Origin of the sequence: Acinetobacter sp. 102 (assembly GCF_037028485.1) — a bacterium.
GTDB lineage: Bacteria > Pseudomonadota > Gammaproteobacteria > Pseudomonadales > Moraxellaceae > Acinetobacter > Acinetobacter higginsii.
Genome location: NZ_JAZEZK010000013.1, coordinates 67,685 through 92,324, shown reverse-complemented (window position 1 = coordinate 92,324; position 24,640 = coordinate 67,685). Strand labels below are relative to the sequence as shown.

General features: G+C 39.3%; 25 protein-coding genes. 13 read left to right on the top strand and 12 right to left on the bottom strand.

The window, feature by feature from the left end; translation table 11 throughout:
• Window positions 1-720, top strand: coding sequence for a TIGR00266 family protein (locus WA352_RS14130; RefSeq protein WP_033133014.1), 720 nt, complete (start codon window positions 1-3; stop codon window positions 718-720).
• Window positions 721-752: 32 nt separating this feature from the next.
• Window positions 753-1,334, top strand: a complete 582-nt coding sequence (locus WA352_RS14125) for a TerD family protein (protein WP_004807602.1) — start codon at window positions 753-755, stop codon at window positions 1,332-1,334.
• A gap of 76 nt (window positions 1,335-1,410) precedes the next feature.
• Here the strand turns inward: WA352_RS14125 and WA352_RS14120 are convergent, their stop codons facing one another.
• On the bottom strand, window positions 1,411-1,845 hold the full coding sequence (locus tag WA352_RS14120) for an acyl-CoA thioesterase (RefSeq protein ID WP_004807599.1): 435 nt from the start codon (window positions 1,843-1,845) through the stop codon (window positions 1,411-1,413).
• On the bottom strand, window positions 1,842-3,002 hold the full coding sequence (locus tag WA352_RS14115) for an iron-containing alcohol dehydrogenase (RefSeq protein WP_033133015.1): 1,161 nt from the start codon (window positions 3,000-3,002) through the stop codon (window positions 1,842-1,844). The genes WA352_RS14120 and WA352_RS14115 overlap by 4 nt, the downstream gene beginning before the upstream one ends.
• Before the next feature lie 224 nt (window positions 3,003-3,226).
• Between WA352_RS14115 and WA352_RS14110 the strand changes: the two genes are divergently transcribed.
• On the top strand, window positions 3,227-4,318 hold the full coding sequence (locus WA352_RS14110; RefSeq protein ID WP_033133107.1) for a DUF6670 family protein: 1,092 nt from the start codon (window positions 3,227-3,229) through the stop codon (window positions 4,316-4,318).
• 130 nt (window positions 4,319-4,448) lie between these two features.
• Here WA352_RS14110 and WA352_RS14105 read toward each other — a convergent pair whose 3' ends face one another.
• The gene (locus tag WA352_RS14105; RefSeq protein ID WP_005203261.1) at window positions 4,449-4,784 is read right to left on the bottom strand and encodes a hypothetical protein; all 336 of its coding nucleotides are present in this window, start codon (window positions 4,782-4,784) and stop codon (window positions 4,449-4,451) included.
• Between the two features lie 545 nt (window positions 4,785-5,329).
• On the opposite strand from WA352_RS14105, the gene WA352_RS14100 reads away from it, so the two are divergent.
• On the top strand, window positions 5,330-5,779 hold the full coding sequence (locus WA352_RS14100) for a BLUF domain-containing protein (RefSeq protein ID WP_005189145.1): 450 nt from the start codon (window positions 5,330-5,332) through the stop codon (window positions 5,777-5,779).
• Window positions 5,780-5,818: 39 nt separating this feature from the next.
• Complete coding sequence (locus tag WA352_RS14095) at window positions 5,819-6,286, top strand: BLUF domain-containing protein (protein ID WP_005189133.1); 468 nt, start codon at window positions 5,819-5,821, stop codon at window positions 6,284-6,286.
• Window positions 6,287-6,776: 490 nt separating this feature from the next.
• Here the strand turns inward: WA352_RS14095 and WA352_RS14085 are convergent, their stop codons facing one another.
• The gene (locus WA352_RS14085; RefSeq protein WP_241345107.1) at window positions 6,777-6,878 is read right to left on the bottom strand and encodes a hypothetical protein; all 102 of its coding nucleotides are present in this window, start codon (window positions 6,876-6,878) and stop codon (window positions 6,777-6,779) included.
• Window positions 6,879-7,165: 287 nt separating this feature from the next.
• The gene (locus tag WA352_RS14080; RefSeq protein ID WP_033133108.1) at window positions 7,166-7,798 is read right to left on the bottom strand and encodes a glutathione S-transferase family protein; all 633 of its coding nucleotides are present in this window, start codon (window positions 7,796-7,798) and stop codon (window positions 7,166-7,168) included.
• 598 nt (window positions 7,799-8,396) lie between these two features.
• Between WA352_RS14080 and WA352_RS14075 the strand changes: the two genes are divergently transcribed.
• The 4 genes from WA352_RS14075 to WA352_RS14060 are packed head-to-tail and all read left to right on the top strand — an operon-like array spanning window position 8,397 to window position 12,127.
• Window positions 8,397-8,906 carry a low molecular weight protein-tyrosine-phosphatase gene (locus WA352_RS14075; RefSeq protein WP_033133017.1) on the top strand — a complete coding sequence of 170 codons (510 nt, stop codon included), beginning with the start codon at window positions 8,397-8,399 and terminating at the stop codon, window positions 8,904-8,906.
• Window positions 8,907-8,919: 13 nt separating this feature from the next.
• Window positions 8,920-9,954 carry a UDP-N-acetylmuramate dehydrogenase gene (gene murB, locus WA352_RS14070; RefSeq protein ID WP_005203267.1) on the top strand — a complete coding sequence of 345 codons (1,035 nt, stop codon included), beginning with the start codon at window positions 8,920-8,922 and terminating at the stop codon, window positions 9,952-9,954.
• Between the two features lie 8 nt (window positions 9,955-9,962).
• Window positions 9,963-11,099, top strand: coding sequence for a YdcF family protein (locus WA352_RS14065; RefSeq protein WP_033133018.1), 1,137 nt, complete (start codon window positions 9,963-9,965; stop codon window positions 11,097-11,099).
• Window positions 11,099-12,127 carry an alpha/beta hydrolase gene (locus WA352_RS14060; protein ID WP_033133019.1) on the top strand — a complete coding sequence of 343 codons (1,029 nt, stop codon included), beginning with the start codon at window positions 11,099-11,101 and terminating at the stop codon, window positions 12,125-12,127. The genes WA352_RS14065 and WA352_RS14060 overlap by 1 nt, the downstream gene beginning before the upstream one ends.
• A 30-nt stretch (window positions 12,128-12,157) precedes the next feature.
• On the opposite strand, the gene WA352_RS14055 is transcribed toward WA352_RS14060, so the two are convergent.
• Entirely contained in the window at window positions 12,158-13,828 is a 1,671-nt protein-coding gene (locus WA352_RS14055; RefSeq protein WP_033133020.1) for an FMN-binding glutamate synthase family protein, read from the bottom strand.
• A gap of 107 nt (window positions 13,829-13,935) precedes the next feature.
• On the bottom strand, window positions 13,936-14,169 hold the full coding sequence (locus WA352_RS14050; RefSeq protein WP_004653215.1) for a hypothetical protein: 234 nt from the start codon (window positions 14,167-14,169) through the stop codon (window positions 13,936-13,938).
• 469 nt (window positions 14,170-14,638) lie between these two features.
• On the opposite strand from WA352_RS14050, the gene hppD reads away from it, so the two are divergent.
• Entirely contained in the window at window positions 14,639-15,694 is a 1,056-nt protein-coding gene (gene hppD / locus WA352_RS14045; protein WP_336142962.1) for a 4-hydroxyphenylpyruvate dioxygenase, read from the top strand.
• Between the two features lie 68 nt (window positions 15,695-15,762).
• On the opposite strand, the gene WA352_RS14040 is transcribed toward hppD, so the two are convergent.
• The 4 genes from WA352_RS14040 to fahA form a co-directional block, all read right to left on the bottom strand.
• Window positions 15,763-16,542, bottom strand: coding sequence for an IclR family transcriptional regulator (locus tag WA352_RS14040; RefSeq protein WP_033133021.1), 780 nt, complete (start codon window positions 16,540-16,542; stop codon window positions 15,763-15,765).
• A gap of 283 nt (window positions 16,543-16,825) precedes the next feature.
• Window positions 16,826-17,374, bottom strand: a complete 549-nt coding sequence (locus tag WA352_RS14035; RefSeq protein WP_033133022.1) for a VOC family protein — start codon at window positions 17,372-17,374, stop codon at window positions 16,826-16,828.
• 19 nt (window positions 17,375-17,393) lie between these two features.
• The gene (maiA, locus tag WA352_RS14030; protein WP_033133023.1) at window positions 17,394-18,026 is read right to left on the bottom strand and encodes a maleylacetoacetate isomerase; all 633 of its coding nucleotides are present in this window, start codon (window positions 18,024-18,026) and stop codon (window positions 17,394-17,396) included.
• Window positions 18,013-19,317 carry a fumarylacetoacetase gene (fahA, locus tag WA352_RS14025; protein ID WP_033133024.1) on the bottom strand — a complete coding sequence of 435 codons (1,305 nt, stop codon included), beginning with the start codon at window positions 19,315-19,317 and terminating at the stop codon, window positions 18,013-18,015. The genes maiA and fahA overlap by 14 nt, the downstream gene beginning before the upstream one ends.
• A 356-nt stretch (window positions 19,318-19,673) precedes the next feature.
• On the opposite strand from fahA, the gene WA352_RS14020 reads away from it, so the two are divergent.
• Entirely contained in the window at window positions 19,674-21,062 is a 1,389-nt protein-coding gene (locus WA352_RS14020) for an amino acid permease (RefSeq protein ID WP_033133025.1), read from the top strand.
• Window positions 21,063-21,242: 180 nt separating this feature from the next.
• Window positions 21,243-22,415 (top strand): MFS transporter, encoded by a 1,173-nt coding sequence (locus tag WA352_RS14015; protein WP_081406939.1) that lies wholly within the window; start codon window positions 21,243-21,245, stop codon window positions 22,413-22,415.
• A 1-nt stretch (window position 22,416) separates the two neighbouring features.
• On the opposite strand, the gene WA352_RS14010 is transcribed toward WA352_RS14015, so the two are convergent.
• Complete coding sequence (locus WA352_RS14010; protein ID WP_033133027.1) at window positions 22,417-23,907, bottom strand: amidase; 1,491 nt, start codon at window positions 23,905-23,907, stop codon at window positions 22,417-22,419.
• Between the two features lie 204 nt (window positions 23,908-24,111).
• On the opposite strand from WA352_RS14010, the gene WA352_RS14005 reads away from it, so the two are divergent.
• Complete coding sequence (locus tag WA352_RS14005; protein ID WP_336142956.1) at window positions 24,112-24,591, top strand: hypothetical protein; 480 nt, start codon at window positions 24,112-24,114, stop codon at window positions 24,589-24,591.
• The last annotated feature ends 49 nt before the right edge of the window (window positions 24,592-24,640 follow it).

Below are 24,640 nucleotides of genomic sequence, written 5' to 3'. Positions count from 1 at the left end.
ATGGCACAGTTTAGCTTAGTTGGTTCACCAGAACCGTTCCTGCATGTATCCATGCGCCGTGGCGACAAAATCTATTGCGAAAGTAATGCCATGGTGATGATGGAAGCGCCTTTGGAGTTAAAAGGGCGTTTGCAAGGTGGTTTAATGCAATCCCTATTACGTCGTTTTGCCAATGATGAATCGTTGTTTCAGCAGCATATTGAAGCTGTACGCGGTGATGGTGACTGTCTGTTATCCGCAGCGTTGGATGGGGATATGCAGATTTTAGATGTCGGTGCGACGCAGTATTTGCTGAGTGACGGGGCTTTCGTGGCGGCACATGACTCAGTTGAAGTCAAAGCTCGTTTAAACAGCAGTCTGGGTGGTGCATTTTTTGGTAATACAGGTGGTTTTTTGGTCATGGAAACCAGCGGGCAAGGCCAAGTGGTGGTGTCTGGTTGTGGCACCTTGTTTGAGCTTGAGGTTGAACCAAACAAAGAAGTGATTATTGATAATGGACATGTGGTCTGTTGGGATTCACGCTTAAATTATAATTTATCCGTTTCTACTTCACAGAGTAGTGGTTTTCTTGGCAATTTGGTCAATAGTGTGACCAGTGGCGAAGGGATGGTATTACGTTTTTCCGGCCAAGGTAAGGTGGTGATTTGTTCTCGAAACCGTAACAATTTCCTGCAATGGTTAAGCTCGAAGTTAAATTTAAACCGTAATCAATCCAATTAAAACAATCATTTTTATCTAGAGGAGAAAAACACATGGGAATTAATTTAGAAAAGGGCCAAAAAATTAGTTTGCAAAAAGCAGATGGCAGCAGCTTACAACAAATCTTTTTAGGTGTGGGCTGGGACGTTGCGAAAAGCAAAGGCTTTTTCGGCTTTGGTGGGGGCGGTGGGAATATTGACCTTGATGCCTCTGTCATTTTATTTGATGATAACAAACAAGTATTGGATGTGGTTTACTTTGGTCAATTGCAAAGTAAGGATGGCAGTATCCACCATTCTGGCGATAACTTAACCGGCGAGGGCGATGGTGATGATGAAGTCATTCGTGTTAATTTGAACCAGATTCCAGCACAAGTAAAATCGTTGGTATTTACTGTGAGCAGTTTCCGTGGACAGACATTTGAGAAAGTTGAAAATGCATTCTGTCGTTTGGTGGATCAATCCAGCAATCAGGAAATTGCAAGCTATAAGCTGTCTTCACAAGGCGCACATACTGGTTTGATTATTGCAAAAATTTATCGCCACAATGATGCATGGAAAATGCATGCGATTGGTGAAAATGTGCATGGTCGTACCTTCCAAGATATTGTGCCTTATGCTTTACCACATATCTAATGATTTAGATTGATCATGGCCTGCCGTAACATCGTTCAATACAATGTTGCGGCATGTTTATTTCTACGATCTGAAATTACAATAAATAGTGGTTTAGAACGTCCCGCATCGCTTCTGGAATGGTGGTGCTTTTTCGGCTTACCCGATCCACAAAGACATGGACAAAATGTCCTTGAGCAGCAGCCTCGTGCTGACCTTGTTTAAAGATCGCCAACTCGTATCTAAGTGATGAGTTTCCTACTTTGCCAATCGCTACACCTACTTCAATGATTTCTGGAAACGACAGTTCCTGTTGAAAGCTACAAGCCGAATCAACCACTAGACCAATAATTTCACTGTGATGAATATCGAAACCTGTTTTCTGAATCAGTAATGAATTGGCTGCAGTATCAAAATAACTATAATAAGTCACGTTGTTGACGTGGCCGTATATATCATTATCGGCCCAACGGGTCTGGATTGGAAAAAAGAACTTAAATTGTTCGCGTCGTTTTAAAGTCGGTTTGCTCATGCATAAATCGCCTGATAGATCTGTAATGCGTCTTGTTCGGTCATTTCTCTTGGATTGTTCTGCAACAGTCGAGTTTGCAGCATGGCATCTTTGGCAAGTTGTGGTAATTTCGCTTCAGCAATATCGAGTTCTTTTAACTTCAAGGTTAAGCCACTTTGGTCCAGATGATTCTGCATATGGTCTATAAACAGGTCGCAAAGGCCATCGGTACAACCCGTACTTCGAGGGTCTAGTAATTGCATCAATTCTGCATAGTGTTGTTTGGCTTTGGGTGCATTAAATTTTAAAACTTCAACCAGTACCAATGCATTGGTATGTCCATGCGAAAGGTGAAAATGCCCACCCAATGGGTATGCGAGGGCATGTACCGCACCAACGGGGGCATTAGCAAAGGCTTGACCAGCTAACATAGAGCCCACCAACATGTTTTGGCGTGCCTCTAAATCAGCCCCATTTTTCAAGACTTTGGCTAAATTATGATTAAGTAATTTCAATGCATTTTTAGCCAGCATATCGGCATAAAAATTCTTTTTAATATTTGAGGTATAAGCCTCAATGGCATGCACCATGGCATCGATGCCTGTCGCCGCAGTAAGATGCGCAGGTAAACCTTGAGTGAAAGTCGCATCTAAAATGGCAACATCGGCATATAAAATGGGTGAAACCACGCCCATTTTGGTGGTTGCACCTGTAGTCACAATTGAAATGGGAGTGACTTCTGAACCTGTGCCCGCTGTGGTCGGGATGAGAATCAGTGGTAAACGCGGGGCTTTGGCTTGGTTTACGCCGTAGATTTCACTGAGGTTTTGTTGTTGTTCAGGATGTGCCAGCAAGGCAATGATTTTGGCCACATCCATTGAACTACCGCCACCAAAACCGATGATCACATCTATCTTTTCTTGTTTCGCAAAATCAACAGCTTCCAGCACAATATGTTCTGGTGGATCTGCTTGGATATCGGAATAAATAATGTATTCAAGACTAATCTGATTCAGAATTTTTAAAATGGGTTGATGCAATTGATGTTGTATCATTCCTGCATCGGTTACAATCAATGCCTTATGATAATTTTGTTGTGTTAAAACACTTTTAAGTTCTTGTATTGAACCAAGCCCCGCAATGATGTTCGGAACAGTTTGAAATTGAAACGAGTTCATACATACATCCTTATTTTTCATAATAAATACAACATTTTTATATCATGTGACTATAAGTTTCACTGTCTAAATAAATTAACATAAGGCGTTCCTAAAAAGTGTAGCTCTGAGCAAGAAAAGAAGAAAAAGGTATTTGTTCTGTCCTCATTTAACATTAATAAAACTGGTTGTAAGTTCTAATATAGAACTAATTTTAATTTTAAGTAACCCATTTAAAAATGTTTATGTTAGCTTCAAGTCATTTAGGGCCAAAGGGCATTAAAGATATAGTTAATAGCAAATTAGCTAAGTTTTCAGGATATTTATTAGGTGCTGTAACCCCAAAGAAACAGAGTACACTTCCTAAAGCTTTTGAATTAAGCCCACATATTGACTATAAGCGATATGGAAGTACACATTACGGGATCATGGTACCAGACTTGCCTGAACCATATCGTTATCTCTCTTGGGCTTCAGTGATAGGTTATGTTGGCTTTCCGATAACAGACTCAGAATATCAAATGTCCATTAGAGGAAAAGGTGATACCGCTTCATTGGTCCATGGGACAGCTTTATCTTCTACTGAAGAAGCATTTAAAACATATTCGATAGTTGATGATATACAGTTTAGTGAAAAGCCATTTTCTGTCATTTTTAACAATGAAACTTCTCTCACAGAAATTGACAATGGGTTTCTTCTAACTACAAAAAGAAAAGATTTGCAAATTGAAATACATTTGGTACCTACCGGAGCAATCACATGGTTTGCATATGGTTCTTTATACAAGCATTTCAGTGTATTGATGAAATATGAAGGACGAATGATTCAAAATGATGAAAGTATGGAAGTAAATGGGCTTTGCACTCTTGAATCATGGAAAGCTATAGCAACATCAATGCTAAAAAATCAAACATTAGTAAATGCTATCCAAATTCCTGTAAAGATTTTCAGTTATCAAGTAATTAACTTAGATGATGAACAGCAATTGGTGCTGGCTTTTATTTGTTATGAAGATCAACCTATTTTAACATCAGTCTATTACCGTCATATCGATGGTACTTCAATTCAATTTAATGGTGATATAAGGTTTGAAGTTACTAAGAATAAGGTTGAACCTCAGATAACACCTGATGGTTATAGCATGTATGTACCAGAAACATTTGAATGGATTGCATATCACGATAATTTGAAGATTTTAGAAATCAGAGCAGAAGTAGATACCGCATATTGCTATGGTTTAGCGGCTGGTTATGTTTCTTCGTATAAGTGGCAAGGAATGTTCCAAGGGAAAGATCTTATTGGCAGAGGGTATTTAGAGTATATCGATAGACGTTAAAAAAATTAACTTAAGAATGAACTGAATAATTTTAAAAAAGTCCTCTGATGAGGGCTTTTTTAATTAAAGTGATTCGACCTTAAATTTTCAATGCGTCTATCAGCCTTGTATTCGAATACCGACTAAGAAATTAAAAAGCATCAGTTTTATAAAGTGGGATTACTACATTCTTTTTTAGTTTTGGCATAAGCGTTTCAATTAAAATTAGTGTAGATAGTGAAGTCAAAAGCATCAACAAAACTTCTAGAGAATGACTTAATAGGAATAGTATCGTGTAAAACACAGAAAAGCATAGAAGACTGACCAAAAAATTTTTAAAATACAGTGTGATAAATACAGAGTATAAGAGTGAGGAAAAGAATAAATTAAAGTTTTGGTTCATTCCCATCTTGTCAAACACGATTATAACTAGAGAAATAATTATTACAGAAAGAGCAAAAATAAAAAAATTCTTGATGATATTCATTGTTTTTCCTCTAATTCAAGTTGAAAAGAAAATCCCCACCTTTAAGGGCCTCATCTCAAAGGTGGGGATTTGTGTGTACACCATTTTTAAAGTAAGCCTATCTATTGGTTTTGTCGTCTAAAATAATCATGGCTAGAATTTTAAACTCAATAAAAATAATGGATTATCGAAATACTGGTGTATGAGAAAATTATAGTTATTCAAAAATCTAACGGTATAATCTTTGGCTTACATGATCATAAGAAATCTCGTACATTTGATTGTTATTTGATCAATAAATAGTTGGAATAAAAATTTAATATTTATTTATATCAAATTCTTAATTTTAATATCTCTGGAATTCTCAAAAATCCATTAATATTTTTTAACAGAAGTATGGCAGAAGGCATACGTAATGAAGTAAAAAATTAAAATAGTATTAAAAAACAAATGTATGTATTGTATTAGACGGTTTTATTGTAGTCGCTGATCCTATAGACTTTTCACTTTAGTCGGTAGATTTAGCTTTTACCTATTATGTAATTTTATAGCTGGAAGTGATAAAAATGGAGTTCGTGAGAGTTTTATACGCAAGCAAGGCCACCAATATCTATCCAGATCTTAAACAGGATTTGATAAAAATCTTGGATACAGCTGTAGATTTCAATTCTCGAAATGAAATTACAGGCGTTCTTTACTATGGGCATGGATACTTTGTTCAGTGTTTAGAAGGGCGTAAGAGTAAAATTGATGAGCTTTTCTATGAAAAAATTTTAAAAGATGATCGTCATAAAAACTGCGAAATTTTATTTTATGAAAAATGTGATTTTGGACTTTTTAAACATTGGAACATGAAGTTTGCACCAATTAATAAAAGATTAGGGGACTTCTTTTTAGAAAACCATAGAGATGATTTTAATCCTTTCTTACTTACTACAAATTCAATCCCATCATTCATTGAGCTTCTAGCTTCAGAGTATGCAACAGAGCCATATGTTTTTGAAGTAAATGACTAGTACCAAATTTTAACCATGCATCGTACATGAGAGAAGAAAATGAAGATTCAATTGTGCTATGCAAGTTCACGACAAGGTCTTGCTGACGATCTGATTGATGATCTAAGCAATATCCTGACTGTAGCAAGAGACTTTAATTCCAAGAATGCTGTATTTGGAGTTTTGTACTATGCAAATAATGCATTCTTCCAATGTTTAGAAGGGGAAGACTTTATTGTTTTACCTTTATTCGAAAGTATCAAAAAAGACGCTAGACATAACAGTATTATTGAATTTGAAGTTAAAAAAATTCAGAAATATAGTTTTAAAAACTGGTCTATGAAGTATGTTCAAAAAAGCTCGAAAGTAGATATTTTCTTTAATCGGTTAGGCTGTGAAGAATTTATCCCATCTGTTTTAAATGATCAAAATTTGAATGGATTGCTTGAAGCATTATTGAATGAAAATCAAACTCGCGTTCGTAAAAGAGTGGGTTTAAATCAAAGAGGTATTCACCCATATCTTTGAAAAAATTGATTGAAGCTTATGGGGGATAGGTTTTTAGGTAAATGTGTATTGTATCAGTGGTTCAGGAATATCTAATTTTACCCATAGAGTTAATTTCAATGACCTTGTAAAGCTTGTTCTTATAATGAATTACTTTATTGACATACGCATTGTCTAGCTCATCCCATATATCAAAGTTAAAAAACTCGGCTGTTTCAGCATAAATCCATAGCCAATTTGAAACTCTATTGTTGTGGGCTGAGTCGTACACGGAGTCTTGCACTTTTTGGAGCTTATGTAACTTTAAGTCTTCATCCTGAAGAACCACTGCATTAATCTTCAAAAAAATGCCTCTTAAAAAATATAGGTAGATGTAATTTTATACAATTCGAGGATAGAGTCACATTTCAGAATGTAAAATAATTTTTAAGAAAAATTAGGAGATGTAACGGTCTATACTGGCTTCTTATTTAAGTAAACGTTGTACAGTAGGCCTATAATTTGAGAGATCTTAATTTTTAGGAATCTCAGGCCTCGTTGGCTTTCCCACCTCCCTAATAAATCGTTCTTCCATTGCGCTATACTGTTTAAAGTTTTCACGGGCTTGGTTCAGTAATGGTGCATTTACTTAAGCGCGAAAGTCATGATCTTCTGCTTTACTGGATCAGCCTCCAAGAAATATACTGGACAGATGTCATAGCCGCCGTTATATGGTTCATCTTTAGTTAAATAGCCCAGCATAAACATGGCTAAAACATTCTATTTCTCTATTCGTCTTCGTAATCACACTGAAATTTGTGTAAAAGTTCTCATAAGAGGACTTGTTTCATCAGTTAATCTGTTCAAAGTGTGACTTTACGATTCATATTTGTTAAGTGATTCACCCATATATTTTTATCTTTAGATCAGCATGCCGTCTTGTTCAATTTTTTCTGCTGCCTTCCAACTTGGTAGTGAGCTTAAACGTTCTACATAACTTTTAATATATGGATAATTTTCACCTTGTTCCATATGATGAATTAAGCCGTGAAGCCCAAATCCCATCATAAAGTCTGCCCCTGTTAAACGATCATCCACTAAAAAATTTTTATCTTTTAAATAATCATTTAAAAAACCAAAAACTTTATCAAATTCAACTTGAGTATAGTTTTCTAGAAACACCAATTTCGTACCATGCCTAGCTTCTATCTGATTAAACGTTTTTAATAAAAATGGCACCATAGCAGAGCTTTCAGCGAAGTGAATCCATTGTAGATAATCTGCATAAATAGCGTCATTTATATCTGGTGCAAGATGTGGAGCAAGTCTTTGAATCAACAACTCTACTATAGCACCTGATTCCGCAATGACTTTACCTTGCCATTCAATTACAGGAGATTTTCCTAAAGGATGAATGGTTTTTAGTGACTCAGGTGCCAAATGAGTCGTTAAGTCACGGTAATAGCGTTGCAATTGATATGGTTGTTTGATTTCTTCGAGTAACCACAAAATTCGGAAAGAACGTGATTGGTCTAAGTGATGTAATGTAATCATGATAATGCCTGCTTTAAAAATCTTATGGGTCATTTCCCCAAATTTTACGGTTTCCAATATACGCTTAAGTTTACAGATAGTGCTGTTTAGCTACTTAAATAATAGTCGAACTGCTATAGCAAATATGAAAAAGCAAATGTTTTCAATGTTTAAAGTTGCAGAGCAGGATTAAGTGATTCCTTAATCAAAATGTATCTTAACTTTTTCAACAATCATTCTTAGTCTTTGATAGAGGTGGCGTGAGTCGAATGCCCGTCCGCAAAAACCGTATTCTTTGAGCGTTTTTTGCATTTTAGCTTTATATAATTGACCTTTAAACATTCAGTTTCTTTATGAGCTTGGTTGTTCAGTGTGGTTTCATGCAACGGTTGTGAGTGGTACACATTGTTAATTCCAAAAAAGTACATATTCATACAGAATATTCAAAAGAGACAAACACTATTTCCTTTCAAATCAAAGCAATTTTTGACAAAATAGCTGATGTCAGAAAGGTCAATTCAGGCATAATGACATTTAATCGTTTTGCGTTTATTTTGCTGGAATTTTGCATGCAATATTTTAATCTCCTTATAAAACAAAATATTGGAATGTTTTTCTAATGGCTACAAAATATAATGTGTTATGTGTCTGTTTAGGGAATATTTGTCGATCTCCAACTGCGGAAGCGATTCTCAGACATTATTGTGATGTGCATGGCCTAAATGTCACGGTCGACTCTGCTGGGACCAGTAATTACCATCCGAACAAAGCACCAGACCTACGTAGTCAAAAACATGCTGCAAAACGTGGTTATGATTTATCTACCTTACGTGCTAGACAGATTGTTTTAGCAGACTTTGTTGAATTCGACTTGATTTTAGCAATGGACCATGAAAACTTTGATGATATTCAAACACTCATGTCTCAGGCTGTGCAACAGTTCGGTACACATCAGATTCGCGCCAAGTTAGCATTGATGAGTGAACATGATCCTCAATTTAGTCAACAAGCGGTGCCTGATCCATACTATGGTGGTGCAGATGGATTTGATCGAGTACTTGATCAGTGTGAATCCAGCAGCCAAGCGTGGGTCGATATTTTTAAAAATCAAATGAAAGCAGGGCAATAGGATTTAATTTAATATGCAGCTACAAGCGCAGGTTCAGCTTAAAAACTTAAATACATTAAATTTGAATGCGATTGCTTCACATTATGTACAAATCAATCATCCAGATGACGTCCTTGCGGCATTAGAATTTGCGGAGCAGCAGCATTTAAACGTTTTGGTACTTTCGGGTGGCAGTAATGTTTTATTGCCACAGCAAGTACAAGCCTTGGTGATGCATTTAAATATTCAGGGAATTGAAGTTCTTTCTGAAGATGAAAATACTATTACGGTTAAGGTGGGTGCTGGGCAAGTCTGGCATGACTTTGTTTTATATAGCACGCAACAGCAATGGTTTGGATTGCAAAATCTTGCTTTGATACCGGGGTTAGTCGGTGCTTCACCTGTCCAGAATATTGGTGCCTATGGCGTTGAAGCGGGTGAGTTTATTGAATCGGTACAAGTTTATGATCGTGAACTAAAACAGTTTGATTCGATCTCTGCGCAAGATTGCCATTTTGCTTATCGCCATAGTATTTTCAAAGATCACCCCAATCGTTACATCATTGTCAGTGTGACTTTTAAACTATTGAAACAAGCTGAACTTAAACTGAATTATGGTGATCTGAAGCAAGCAGTAGGCGATGAACTGACCGCAGAAAACTTACAGAATCAGGTGATACACATTCGCCAAAGTAAATTGCCAGACCCGAAAGAATTTCCAAATGTTGGAAGCTTTTTTAAGAATCCAATTTTGGCACAAGTTGAATTTGATAAAATTACTCAACAATTTCCAAACATTCCGCATTATCCGCAGGCAAATAGCAGTGTTAAAGTGGCTGCAGGCTGGTTAATTGATCAAGCAGGTTGGAAGGGTAAGCAATTAGGCTCAGTTGGGATGTTTCATAAACAAGCTTTGGTTTTGGTGAATTATGCTGAGGCGACTCTAGCGGATGTACAAAGCACTTATCAGGCTGTACAAAGTGATGTAAAACAAAAGTTTAGTATTCTATTGGAACCTGAACCTGTGTTATACAGTGAACAAGGTTTGATTCAAGCGCATAGTGGGTGAAGAAATCTATGGCGAAAGTACATTGGATGGTCAGTTTAGTACGAGTAATTACCATATTATTCGTGCTACTGGGCTGGTTTGTGCTTTTTTTATATTCGCCTTTTTATTCACAGTTGGTGGTGAAAGGTCTGAACCGCTTTGTTCCTGTCGATGTCAATGAGGTTGCAGCGCAGAGTCAGCGCCCTGCAGCGTTGAGTGAGCACGAAACCTTAGAGCCTGGTTCGAACCTATGGATTGCTCGACAGGCTTATTTGAAACTCATGGAAAGAAGCTTTCAATCTGAGCAATCAGAAGATTTAAGATTAATACAAGCACGTTATAAGTTGTTGCAAGAGCTGATTGCTGAAGAGCAGGAAAAAGAAAGCCAAGATGAAAAAAAGCAACCCAGTATTCCATTGATGAGTGAACAACAAGCTGAGCAGGATCAAGCAAGCTCAGCTGTTGTGATTAATACACCCTTAGATTTTTTACAGTGGAATACACCTGATAATCAGGCATTGATGGGTAAATATATTGCCTTTTTAGAAACCTATCCAATTGCTTTACCTGTGAAGGAAGAAGATAAAGATCAGACCAATAAAGACCTGATTGAATTGAAAAATAATAAAGAGAACTTGGTTGAGCCACAAAGTGCTTCACAGCCGAATGCAATTGTCGTATTGGGCGGTGGCCTCACTCTTGGTGCCAATGGTAAAGATATTGTGGTGAATAATTACACACGCTTACGCTTGGAAAAAACCTTACAAGTCGAGAAGAAATATGCTTTACCAATCGTACTGAGTGGTGTCGAAGCACCTTATATGCAGGCATGGTTAAAAGAGCGTGGTGTGGATGCTAAATTGTTAGAAAACCGCAGTATGAATACTTGTGAAAACTCTCGATTCAGTTCTCTATTACTACAAAAGAAAGGTGGTGCGCCAACCGTCATTTTGATTACCGATGAGTACCACATGCCACGGACACGACGTTTATTTGCTTTAAATGGTATTGAGACTGTGCCTGTCATGGCCCCAATGCCAACGACCTTAACGCAATGGCGTCCAAGTGAACAAAACTATGATCATAGCCGCCGTGCCAACTATGAAATGCTGGCTACGATTCGTGATATGTTATTTGGCTCAAGTGATTGTCGAGAGATACCCTAATGTCCGATATTCCATTTTTAAATCCGACAATTTTAAAACAACTGGATTTACCTGTACCAAATCGTGAGACCACACCTCAGGTGCTTGAACCTTTGGATTTATCGCGTGTCACAGAGATCTCAAAGCCATTACAGGCGTATCGTAAGTTATATGGTTTACATTTATTGGATGGCGAACATTGGCAGGGCTATGTAGAAATGCCACTGTTCCGTGTGCATGTCCAAGTGTTTCAGCCTAAACAACAGAAATTACAGGGTACGGTGTGTTTGCTGCACGGTTATTTGGAACATAGCGGTATTTATCAACCGATTATCAAAGAAATTCTTGAGCAGGGCTTTAGTGTTGTTACTTACGATTTGCCTGGACATGGCTTAAGCAATGGTTCACCTGCCAGTATTCAGAATTTTGATCACTATCAGCAAGTTTTACACGCGGTTTACGATGCGGTTCGTGGTGCGAAGCAATTACCGAAGCCGTGGTTAGGGATTGGGCAAAGTACGGGTGGTGCAATTTGGATGCATCACTTACTTGAATATGCAGAACGCCGAGAAGATCCTATTGTCGATCGGGTATTATTGTTGTCGCCATTGATTCGGCCTGCGAAAACGGCATGGTGGCATAACTCGGTTGGTCTGGGCATTATCCGTAGGATCAAAAGTCAAGTACCACGACATTTCCGTCGTAATAATCATAATCCTGAATTTTTACGCTTTGTTCGTTTAAAGGATCCTTTGCAACCTCGAATGATGGGCATGGACTGGATTTTGGCGATGTCAAAATGGATGCTGGAAATGGAACAGCGACCAGCATGTCGTATTCCTGTGTGGCTCGCACAGGGTGCTTTAGATCAAACCGTAGATTGGCGTTATAACATTGAATATATTCGCCGTAAGTTTAGATTGCAGACTTTATTGATGCTGGAAGAAGGCTCACACCAATTAATTAATGAACGTGCTGATATTCGTGCTGCGCTGACAGGCTTAATTCCTGCTTTCTTACATGCAAAACCAAATCACCACTATTACTAGTGGTGATTTTTATTGGCTTAAACGTTTATATTAAAATTGATTGGCATCCGCCATTTTCCACATACGATAGTAGAAATTCTCGTCATCATTTAAATCGCTATGCAGCAATTCATTTTCTTTTAAGAAGAAGTGGATCTGTGCATAGTTTTTGATTTCGCGATCATTCATACGCTGTGCCAAATGATGCGCTTTAATGTCGGATGGGTGATGTAAACCCGCAGCTGCAATCATTTCAGATAAGGCGTGCAGCGTGTTTTTATGGAAGTTAAACACACGTTCAGCTTTACTTGGAACATCAATCGCTTTCTGACGATCTTTATCCTGTGTTGCAATACCAACAGGACATTGGTTGGTATGGCAGCTTTGTGCTTGGATACAACCTACCGCAAACATAAAGCCACGTGCGGAATTGACCCAATCCGCACCTAAGGCAAAGGTGCTGGCAATATCAAAGGCGCTGATCATTTTACCGCTGGCACCAATTTTGATTTGATCACGCAATCCTGTACCCACTAGTGTATTATGCACAAAGCGCAAACCTTCTCTGAGTGGCGTACCAATATAGTCACTAAACTCGATTGGTGCTGCGCCAGTTCCGCCTTCAGAACCATCAACCACCACAAAGTCAGGCACAATTTTGGTTTCGAGCATGGCTTTGACAATGCTCATAAATTGCCAAGGTTGACCAATACAGAGTTTAAAGCCAACTGGTTTACCACCTGAAAGCTCTCTGAGTTTTTGAATGAAATGCATCATTTCAATCGGGGTGTTAAAACTTGGGTGTTTAGAAGGGGAAACACAGTCATGGTCTCTGGAAATACCACGAATACGGGCAATTTCTTCAGTGATTTTATGCTTGGGTAAAATACCGCCGTGACCTGGTTTCGCACCTTGTGAGAGCTTGACCTCAATCATTTTAATATTCGGATTTTTGGCTTGCTGTGCAAACTTGTCTGGATCAAATAAGCCTTCAGCGGTACGGCAACCAAAATAGCCACTGGCAATTTGCCAGACAATATCGCCACCATGCTCTAAATGGTAGGGGCTGAGACTACCTTCACCGGTATCGTGGTAGAAGTTGCCTAAATGTGCACCTTTGTTCAATGCACGGATTGCGTTAGCACTCAGACTACCAAAGCTCATTGCTGAGATATTCATGATCGATGCGCTATACGGCTGGCTACATTGCGCATTACCAATCAGTACCCGGAAAGATTCTGGATTCGCAGGAGGACACGGGGCAATGGAATGTACAATGAAGCGATAGTTTGGATCATAGACATCAATGATTGAACCAAAGGGCTTATCCGCATTTTCATTTTTTGCACGTTGATAAACAAGGCTGCGTTGCATACGTGAAAAAGGCAGGGCATCTTGATCCGATTCAATGAAATATTGACGAATTTCAGGGCGAACATCTTCAAACAGAAAGCGGAAATGTCCCAAAATTGGATAGTTTCTCAAAATTGCATGTTTCTTTTGCAGTAAGTCGCGTAAACCAACAATGCTGAGCACCCCAGTGACTAACCAAAGACCGTTTAAAAGGGTATCAGATATAAAATAATAAATGGTATGTGGGGTATAGGTAAATTTAAACCAAGTAATGGTTAAAGCAGTAAAAATACAAAGAAACCAAACAGAATGTCTTGAAAAGAAAGTGTTAAGTAATTTATGTCTTATAGCTTGCGCTGGACTAGCCATCGGCAGGAGATTCCCATAATGAAGCAACTGACAAACGATGCCAAGAAGCTCACACAAGCTCAAGTAATGAATTGTTAGATATGAGAATTATTCTCTTTCCAGGGGCGTTATTCTAGCTCAAGCTGATAGTCATCTTTGGTGACTTTAATTTTAATCTTTTTATACTTTCTTTTATTGGGGTTTAAAGCGGAGTCAGTAACTTCGGTGGCAAAACTCGAATTTCCCATCAAGTCATAATAGGCCTTATAACCAATCAAAATCTTTTGCGGTCTACCACTATGCTCATGACTATAGCTTTCAATGAGTTGAGTTAACTGTTCTAAAATCGAAGTTTGTGTCATGTCTATCTCATTCGCCTGCGTAGCTCATAGGCTTAAGCTAATCGAACTTTGTTAAGGAAATAAGACAGGCCGTCTACTCACAATACTTTTATTCGTATCAGCTTGAGACCATAGTCTGATTTAGAGATATCGCCAATTATTCTTTAATAGCGACCTTTAATTGGCAGAGCCAAACAGTAATAAAATTACACATAACATAATTGAATTATGTATTGCATAAATTTAGACTTTCTTGTAGCATGAATTTATAGCTGAGAGCCAAGATCAAGAATCATGATTTCTTCATTTGGCTGACTTATGGACGGAAAGGGCTTTAATACGGATGCTTTTACATACTTATAAAAACACCGGTCGCCTTTTCTGATAACGCATGTATAGGTTGATGCTTTTAGATAGCGATTAAGCAATTGAAGAATAAGACCTATACAGAGCATTAAACGGATGAATTTATCTAAATAAGGGAAACTAGATGGACATTTTAGATAACCCATTAGAATTATGTGGTTTTGCTTTTATTGAATTTGTTTCGACGGAAAACGGATTAGATCAGATCTTTGAGACCATCGGTTTTTCTAAAGTCGCAAAGCATAAGTCTAAAAAAGTTTATTTATGGCGTCAGGGTAATATCAACATTATCTTGAACTACCAGCCTGAATCTTATGCTTCATTCTTCTTTAAAGAACATGGCCCTTCAGCCTGTGCAATGGGTTTTAGAACTCGTGATGCAGCCAAAGCATTTAGCAAAGCCGTGGAGCTTGGTGCAGAACCAATGTATTCACAAGCTGGGCCAATGGAATTAAATATCCCTGCGATCAAAGGGATTGGTGGCATGCCAATTTTCCTTGTTGATCGTGATATCTATGAAAATGACTTTATTTTCTTTGATGATGCAGACAGAAATCCAAAAGGTGCGGGCCTGAACGAAATCGACCATTTAACTCATAATGTCTATAAAGGACGTATGGAGTATTGGGCGAACTTCTACGAAAAAATCTTTAACTTCCAAGAAATCCGCTACTTTGACATCAAAGGCGAATATACAGGTTTAACCTCTAAAGCCTTGACTGCGCCAGATGGCATGATTCGTATTCCACTGAATGAAGATTCAGACAAGGGCAACGGTCAAATTACAGAGTTCTTGGCAGATTTTAATGGTGAAGGCATTCAGCATATCGCGTTTATTACCGATGACCTGCTTTCAACATGGGACAAGTTAAAAGGGATTGGTATGCAGTTTATGACTGCACCACCTGAAACCTACTATGAAATGTTGAAAGAGCGTTTACCTAATCATGGTGAGCCAACGGAAGAACTGCAAAAACGCGGTATCTTGTTGGATGGCAATACCAAAGATGGTCAGAAAAAACTGTTGTTGCAGATTTTCTCGCAAAACATGCTTGGGCCTGTGTTCTTTGAATTTATTCAACGTAAAGATGATGATGGCTTTGGTGAAGGCAACTTCAAGGCATTGTTTGAATCCATCGAACGTGACCAGATCCGCCGTGGTGTACTAGAAGCAAAATAATTCAGCTCAAAGCTTGAAACAAAAAAGCCAAGAAGTTTGCTTCTTGGCTTTTTTATATGGATGAATTATTAACGGGTTTGAATATATTGATTGATTGCTGCAACTTCACGTTTAAACAGTTCTAAGTTCTCGCTGCCCTCATGAACTGAGAAAAACATTTCACTGTCCAACGCGACAATACAAAACTCCATTGAATGATGCGCATTAAAGATCGGTAGACCCACTGCATTAATCCCGACCAAAAGATCACCCTGAGCAATCGACATGCCATGTTGCAGGACATTCTCTTTGAGTAATAGAAACTCATCCCAATCAGTCGGTCTAATCGGGTAATGGTTATGAGCCGCTTTTTCCCATTCCGCTTGCATCAACGGCTTAATCACGGCTTCAGGCATATAAGAGGCAAACACACGACCCGCTGCGGAATTGACCAATGGCATGATCGAACCAACCTTGGTCACGATTGAAATTGGATGGTTGGATTCAATCGATTGAACCACTAAAGGCCCTTTGGGCGACCATTTACTGATTTGAATACCACAGCCAATCTTGTTTTGTAATTCATAAATCAGGTGCTGAACCAGCTGTAATACATCGGTATGCTGGATACAGTTCAAGCCTAAACGCCATGCTTGATCGCCTAAGGCGTACTGACCATCGGTGAGCTGCTTGGCGTAATTCATGCGAATCAGACTGACCAGATAACGGTGTACCTTGGCAGGGTGCATATCCAGTTTGCTGGATAGGTCTTTTAATATAATGGGCTTGTTATGCTCTAAAAGGGCATTGAGTACCGCTAAACCGACCTCAAGTGATTGAACCCCACCAGATAACTTTTCTTCAATCATTCAATAACCCTTAAGCTGCGTGCTTTCACGCCGTGTTTGTTGCTGTCAATCATGGACAATTTACATCCAGCACATAATGCCTGAGCAGTTGGCAAAATAGAAATCATCTTTTTAAATGAATCAAATTGGTGAATTGCATAAGCATACAATTGTTTTTAGAGAGATTGCACGCTATTTTGCTGAGCCTACTATGCCTTAAAAATATACAAAATGCTTTAAATTTAGACCATAAAAAAAGGCATTAACATTTTACAATGCTAATGCCAAATTCATGGAACTGAATTTATGCACCGAGTTCATCTTCGTGTAAGAAATGAGTATGGTGTGGTGCACGTTTGGTGCGACTCCACTCATCCAGCATTTCTAATTTCATTTCTTCGGTAATTCGTGCAATCTTGGCATCGGCATTGACATCATTATAGGTCAGTTCCAGACGATGACCATTTGGATCGAAGAAGTAAATCGAGTGGAAGATACCATGGTTGGTCACCCCTAATACCTTCACGTCATTGGCTTCGAGATGTGCTTTTGCTGCCATCAGCGCATCTAAATCTTCCACTTCAAAAGCAATATGCTGTACCCATTGTGGTGTGTTTTCATCACGGCCCATATCTGGTTGCGTCGGCAGTTCAAAGAAGGCCAATACATTGCCTTGGCCCGCATCTAAAAACAAATGCATGTACGGATCAAAGGCTTTGGTGGATGGCACATGGTCTTCTGCAAAGGCCAGAATGAAATCCATATGCAGCATTTTTTTGTACCATTCGACGGTTTCTTTCGCATCTTTACAGCGATAAGCCACATGATGAATTTTTTTAATTGCAAAGCTCATGATAAAACTCCTTTTATCTCTATTCCCAATCTGGTTGTTGTTCTGGGGTCGCATTCAAGAATGCGGGAAGGGTTAAACAATGTTGGTAGATCGACTCAATCTTGGGAAAAGCACTTAAATCAATTTTAAAGCGCTTGGCGTTGTAGACTTGAGGAATCAAGCAGCAGTCTGCAAAAGTTGGCTGTGAGCCAAAGCAGAATTGCCCATTGGAATGCTGTAATTGCATTTCTAAGCTGTGAAAGCCTTCTAAAATCCAATGTCTGTACCACAGCGTTTTTTGCTCATTACTGATCGCAAGATCGTTTTGTAGATACTTCAACACTCTCAGGTTATTGATCGGATGAATATCACAGGCAATGCTTTGTGCAAAGGCACGAACTTTGGCACGTTCAATCAGATCTTTGGGTAACAGCGCTTTGGCTGGATAACGTTCTTCCAGATATTCCAAAATGCTGAGCGACTGGGTAAAGACCTGATCTTGGTCAAGTAGTGTCGGCACCAACTGACTTGGATTGAGGGCACGATAACTTGCCAGTTGCTGCTCATTTTTAACGAGATGCACTGCTTCAGTTTCATAGGGCAATGCTTTTAGGTTAAGCGCGATACGTACCCGATAAGCCGCAGAGCTACGAAAGTAACTATACAGTTTCATAACGCTCGTCCTTTTGTTGATTAAAACGAAAGTGACGTGCTGGTAAAATGGTATTGGCAACTTCGCCAAAGCCCACGCGGATTCCATCTTTTTCACAGTAGCCTTTCATCACAACACGGTCACCATCTTCCAAGAAGCCACGCTTTTCGCCGTTGCAAAGGTTGAGCGGTTTGGTGGTATTCCACGTCAGTTCCAGTAAGCTGCCATAAGAATCTTCAGTTGGGCCTGAAATTGTGCCTGAACCCATTAAATCGCCGACTTGGACATTACAGCCTGCAATAGTGTGATGGGTCAGTTGCTGTGCCATTGACCAATACATATATTTGAAGTTGGTTTGGCAAATCACATTAGACTGTGAAGATTGAGGGGTTTGAACTTCAACACTAAGCTGAATATCATAGCTGTTTGCGGTGTTTTCTTGTAGATAGCCTAATGGTTTTGGTTGTTGCTCCGGACCTTTGACTTTAAATGGTTCAAGCGCTTCCATGGTCACCACCCACGGTGAGATGGCACTGGCAAAGGTTTTGGCATTGAAAGGACCTAAAGGGACATATTCCCATTGTTGAATATCACGTGCTGACCAATCATTCAGCAACACCATACCGAAGATATGTTCCCATGCATTTTCAATGGCAATCGGCTCGCCCAATTCAGTTGCTTTACCCACGACAAAAGCAGTTTCTAATTCAAAGTCGAGTTTACGGGTTGCCGAGAACATAGGACGTTCTTCATTCGGTAATTTGATTTGTCCTGAAGGGCGCACAATGTCTTTACCGCTGACAATCACAGAACTGGCACGACCGTTATAGCCGACAGGCAATTCGCTCCAGTTCGGCAATAGCGCATTTTTAGGGTCTCTAAACATGGTACCGACATTGGTGGCATGTTCTTTCGATGAATAGAAGTCGGTATAGCCAGGTACATGAATCGGTAAATGTAAAACCACATCTTCTTGTTTAAACAAGACTTGCTGACGTAAATCTGCATCATCACGTAAGGTCGGATTTTCCGCAGACAATAAGCTTTGCACAGTGCTGCGAACCGTATGCCAATTGTGTTTGCCTGTTTCAATAAATTTATTCAATGTTGGCTGATTAAAGCAGTTTACTGTTGTGAGCTGTAATAAGCCTTTTTGCTCTAATGCGGCAAGGTCAAGCACCCATTCACCAATTGCAACGCCAACGCGTTTTTCACCTTGTGCTGTCTCGCTGAAAATGCCGTATGGCAAATTATGTATTGTGAAATCTGATTGGGCATCAATCTCAAGAAAAGAAGTTAAATGATGTGCCATGATTCGCTTTCCTTGTCTTTAATTCTGTCGGTCTAATCTGGTTATTTAGGGAGTGTTTTGATTAAGCGATTGAAAGATAAAATGATGTATAGGTTTTTATCGGTCAATTCTAGTTTGCTTAGAGCAAAAATCCCTGTGTCTTAATTTCTATCATACTGAAAATAATTAATTACGCAATACATAATTTAATTACATTATTCATAATATTTGTTATTTGTTGAATTTTCTGTTTATATGCGCGGTTATTCGAAAAGTGAATTAATTATTTTTCGGGTTAGATATAGGCATTTGTGATTAACTTATGATATACGTAATTTTAGACAGAAAAATTACGCGACACGGATGAGAATAATCATATGTCAAAACAGGAGCAAGGAAACCTGAACCCAGGTTTAAGCAATCGGCATATCCAGCTTATTGCGCTAGGTGGTGCGATTGGCACAGGTTTGTTTCTAGGTATCTCACAATCGATTAAGCTGGCTGGCCCATCGGTCATTCTGGGTTATGCGATTGCAGGGCTCATTGCATTTTTAATGATGCGACAGTTAGGTGAAATGGTGGTACAAGAGCCAGTCAGTGGTTCATTTAGCCATTTTGCTTATAAATACTGGGGCTCATTTGCAGGTTTCATGTCAGGTTGGAACTATTGGGTACTCAATGTGCTGGTCTGTATGGCTGAGCTCACGGCGATTGGGTTATATATTCAATATTGGTGGCCTGAAATCCCGACATGGGTTTCGGCATTGGCCTTTTTTATCTTAATTAACGGTATCAACCTTTTGCATGTCAAGTTTTTTGGTGAAATGGAGTTTTGGTTCTCTATCATCAAAATTTTAGCAATCTTGGCCATGATTGGTTTTGGTTCGTATTTACTTGCAACAGGAACAGCAGGGCCACAAGCTGGTATCAGTAATCTTTGGGCATTGGGTGGATTCTTTCCATTTGGTGTAGAAGGTCTGGTCATGGCCATGGCAGTGATCATTTTCGCCTTTGGTGGAATTGAGTTATTTGGTATCACTGCGGCAGAAGCACGTGATCCTGATAAAACCTTGCCGAAAGCAGTGAATCAAATTATCTATCGTATTTTGATTTTCTATATTGCAACGCTTTTCATCTTATTCGCACTGTTCCCTTGGAACCAAATGGCGCAAGGTGGTAGCCCATTCGTGATGGTCTTCGCATCATTGGATAGCCAAGGCGTTGCAACAATGTTGAACTTTGTGATCTTAACTGCGGCTGTATCTGTTTATAACGGAACCAGCTATTGCAGTAGCCGTATGTTATTGGGCTTGGCTCAACAAGGTAATGCACCTAAGTTCCTTCAGAAAATCAACAAACGTGGTATTCCAACCAATGCGGTTTATGTATCTGCATTCGTTACGGTACTGTGTGTGTTGTTGAACTATGCATTCCCTGCGAAAGCATTTGGTTTGTTAATGATGCTGGTGGTTGCAGCGATTGTGATTAACTGGGTGGTGATTTCATGGACGCATTTAAAGTTCCGTAAGGCCATGCAAGCACAGGGTGTCACTACCAAGTTCCCAAGTATTGCTTATCCATTTAGTAATTATCTGTGCATGATCTTTATGTTGGGTATTCTCGTGGTGATGTCAATGACTGCGGATATGCGGATCGCAGTCATGATGATTCCCGCATGGATTCTGTGTTTAATGCTAGCCTATTATTTGAAACAGCGAAAATTAAGAAATGCTCAGCCGAGTGTGGCTTTAAATACGGATGTTTAACTTTCAAAGCGGATATGTAAAAAAAGGGCTGAATTTTCAGCCCTTTTTTTACATATCCGCTTTGATATTCATGCGGATATTTGGCGAATTGTTTGGTGAAATGAGCTAAAATTCGCTTATATCAATCGAGTTTATTTTCTCTATTTATTCTTATTTGACACTTTAAAAAAGGCATTTGAATTGCTTCAATCATTAAGTATCCAAACACGATTGGGTGGTTTCTACCTGTTCTACTATGCCATAGTCGGAACGTTCATGCCGTATTGGAACCTGTATCTACAAGATCAGGGGTTCAATTACCAAGAGATCGGCATTCTTTCTTCAATTGCGATTATTACCCGTTTTTTTGCACCATTAATTTGGGGCTGGATTGCTGATAAATCAGGAAAGCGAATGCTTTTGGTACGTATTGCGACCTGGATGGAAACCTGTATCTGGTTTGCCATCTTCGTAATCCCGAATAGTTTCCAATCAGTGGCGTTACTGATGTTGATTTTCAGTTTCTTCCAAAATGCCATCTTGGCGCAGTTTGAGGGCGTGACTTTATTCTGGTTAGGTGAAAAACGTGCGGAACTCTATGGCAAAGTGCGTAAATGGGGTTCAGTCGGTTTTATTGTCGGTGTATTTGTAATTGGGGCTTTATTGGAGGTTATTCCAATCTCAATGCTGCCTATTTTATTGCTCTCTGTTTCATTTCTGGCTTTTCTTTGGTCATTTAGTATTAAAGAGCCTGAACATGCACCAAGCTCTCAGAAAACGCTTGAACCGCTACTCCCGATTTTAAAACGGCCCATCGTTGCTGCATTTTTTAGTATTGAATTTATTTTGCTGTTTTCATTGGCGCCGTTTTATAGCTTTTATAGTAACTATCTAAAAGAAATTGGCTTTAGCACCACACAAATTGGCAGCTTATGGGCGATGGGGGTGATTGCTGAAATCATTATGTTTGCTATTGCACAAAAGCTCTTCTTCACTCGCTTTTCATGGCGAACATTGGTAGTGATTTGCCTGCTTTTAACCAGTTTACGCTGGTTCTTGGTCGGTGTTTTAGAAAACAATTATATTGGACAGTTACTTACTCAGTGTTTACATGCCTTTAGTTTTGGCCTGTTCCATCTGATTGCCATGAAAGTGATTTTCCAAAACTTTACACCAGAGCAGCAAGGCCGAGGACAGGCATTGTATAGCACCATGTGGGGCTTAGGGGTAGCATCTGGAAGTTTATTGGCTGGGCACTATTGGCAAATATTTTCAGGTGCGACCATTTTCTTCTGTGCCAGTGTGGTGGTCTTGTTTGGTTTATTACTGGTGCTATGGCTGCCGAATCAAGTGGAAACAGCAGCCAAAACTTAGACTAGATTTGGATGTGTTTATATTGCGGCAACCATGGTTGTGCTTGTTCCAGTTGAGCGGCAAGTTGCAACAAGCGGTCTTCACATCCAAAAGGTGCGATAAACTGGCTACCGAGTGGCATACCGTGTTTATTCCAATACAAAGGGACTGACATGGCAGGTAAACCGGTTACATTGGCGAGCTGGGTAAAAGGTACCCAACTCAAATTGTCCTGTACCATTTTCTCTACCAACTTACCTTGTGCCAAGTAGTGGGCTTTTCCTAGTTTTAGCAAGCCTTTTAGGATTGGCTTCTGCCAAGCAGGTGTGGCAACCTCACCATTTTTAGGCGCGACTGAGGCCGTGGTTGGCGTGAGGTATAAGTCATATTTTTCAAAGAAAATATTCATCTGGGTGCTGTACAGTCCCCAATTATTAAGCGTATGAATATATTCTGTCGCCGTGGTCTTCGCTCCAAAGGCAGCCAAAGTAATTGAATCGAGTTCGAAATCACGATTTTTTGCACCCGCCATTTGTTTGATTTGTGCCTGCATATAGGAGAACTGACTGAACCATGTGGTGACAAAATCTTTTGCCAGTTCGAGACCATCTATTTTAGGTCGGTCTTCAACCACAATATGACCCAATGATTCCAATAGCTTCGCAGTTTTTTGCACAGCTTGGATTGCATCTTTAGAGATTTTGGTACCAATCGGTGATTGGGTATTAAATGCGATACGAAGTTTTTTTGGACTTTGTTGAATGATATCTAAGTAGTTTTGTTTCGGTGCTTCAATACGAAATAGTGAGGTTTGTTCAGGACCTTGCACTGCATCAAGCATGGCTGCACTATCTCGAACGGTTTTGCTGAGCACATGCTGCATGGCAGCGCCGTGCATGGCTTCGCTAAATTGTGGTCCCCATGGCGTACGTCCACGACTGGGTTTAAGTCCAAATAGACCGCAATACGAAGCAGGGATACGAATTGATCCACCGCCATCACCCGCACCCGCAATAGGGACTAAGCCGCCTGCAACTGCTGAAGCAGAACCGCCTGAAGAGCCACCGCTGTTATGCTTTAAATTCCAAGGATTATGGCATGCTCCCCAAGCATCAGGCTCAGTAATCCCTTTAATACCAAATTCAGGCGTATTCGTTCGTCCAAAAGTGACAATACCAGTTTGTTCCCAGCGATTGACAATTTCTGCATTAAAGTCTGGTGTGTAATTGATTTTTTTTAATGCTTGACTGCCATAAGACGTTGGCACACTTTGGTATTCTTGAAATAGATCTTTGACTAAAAATGGAACACCTGAGAATGGACCTGATAAAGCGTGTTGAGCGCGTTGTTTGGCTTGTTCATACATTGGGATAATGATGGCATTCAGTTTCGGATTGACTTGATTGCTTCGTTCTAATGCGATTTCGAGCAGCTCTGACGGCTGAACTTCTTTGTTTTTGACTAACTCGGCTAACCCTAAACCATCGTACTGTACGTATTCTGAAAATTTCATGGCTTTTATCCCTAAAGCGAAAATCTTTATAAAGTAAAAAGTTAAATACAATTTGAAAAATAGCATACCTGAAAAAGTGTCAAAACAAGCAATTAAATTACATGGTAAAAATATTGTGTTTATATGGTTATGAATGCATGCTTTTATCAAAAAATATGCTAATTTAAGCCTATGCACCGTTAAGATGACGACTTAATTAAATCTATGAAAAATATTTATATTATTGGATTATTATGGGCTTGCTCAACATGGACTATGGCAGAGACGGTCGTAAATGACAAAGCAGCAGTAACCCCTCAACAAATAGCTAAAGCCAATGCGATTCGGGTCACAACTCGCCCTGAGATTATGGGGCTGTGGGGAATGGAAATTCCAAACAATAAGAAGTGTGTCGAATACTATAACTTCCGTGGTGTAAGTGATGTGGTGATTAAAAGTGGTCAAGAATGGTCGTATGGCTTATATGATTATCAGCCATCAGAAGATCATAAAGAGCGCTTGCCCGCATTAGTTCTGCAAATCAAATATGACAATAATGAAATGGACTGTTCAGGTCAAAAGCAAGATCAAACGGGTGAAGTTTCGCAGTACTTTGTAAAATGGGCCAATGATTCAACTATCGATTTTTGTGCCAGTGAAAAAGGCGATAAGTGTTTTGCGACCTTGCGTCGTGTTTTACCCTAAGAATTAAGATTGAGTTAGAAATAAAAAAGCCTCTTGAGTAAGAGGCTTT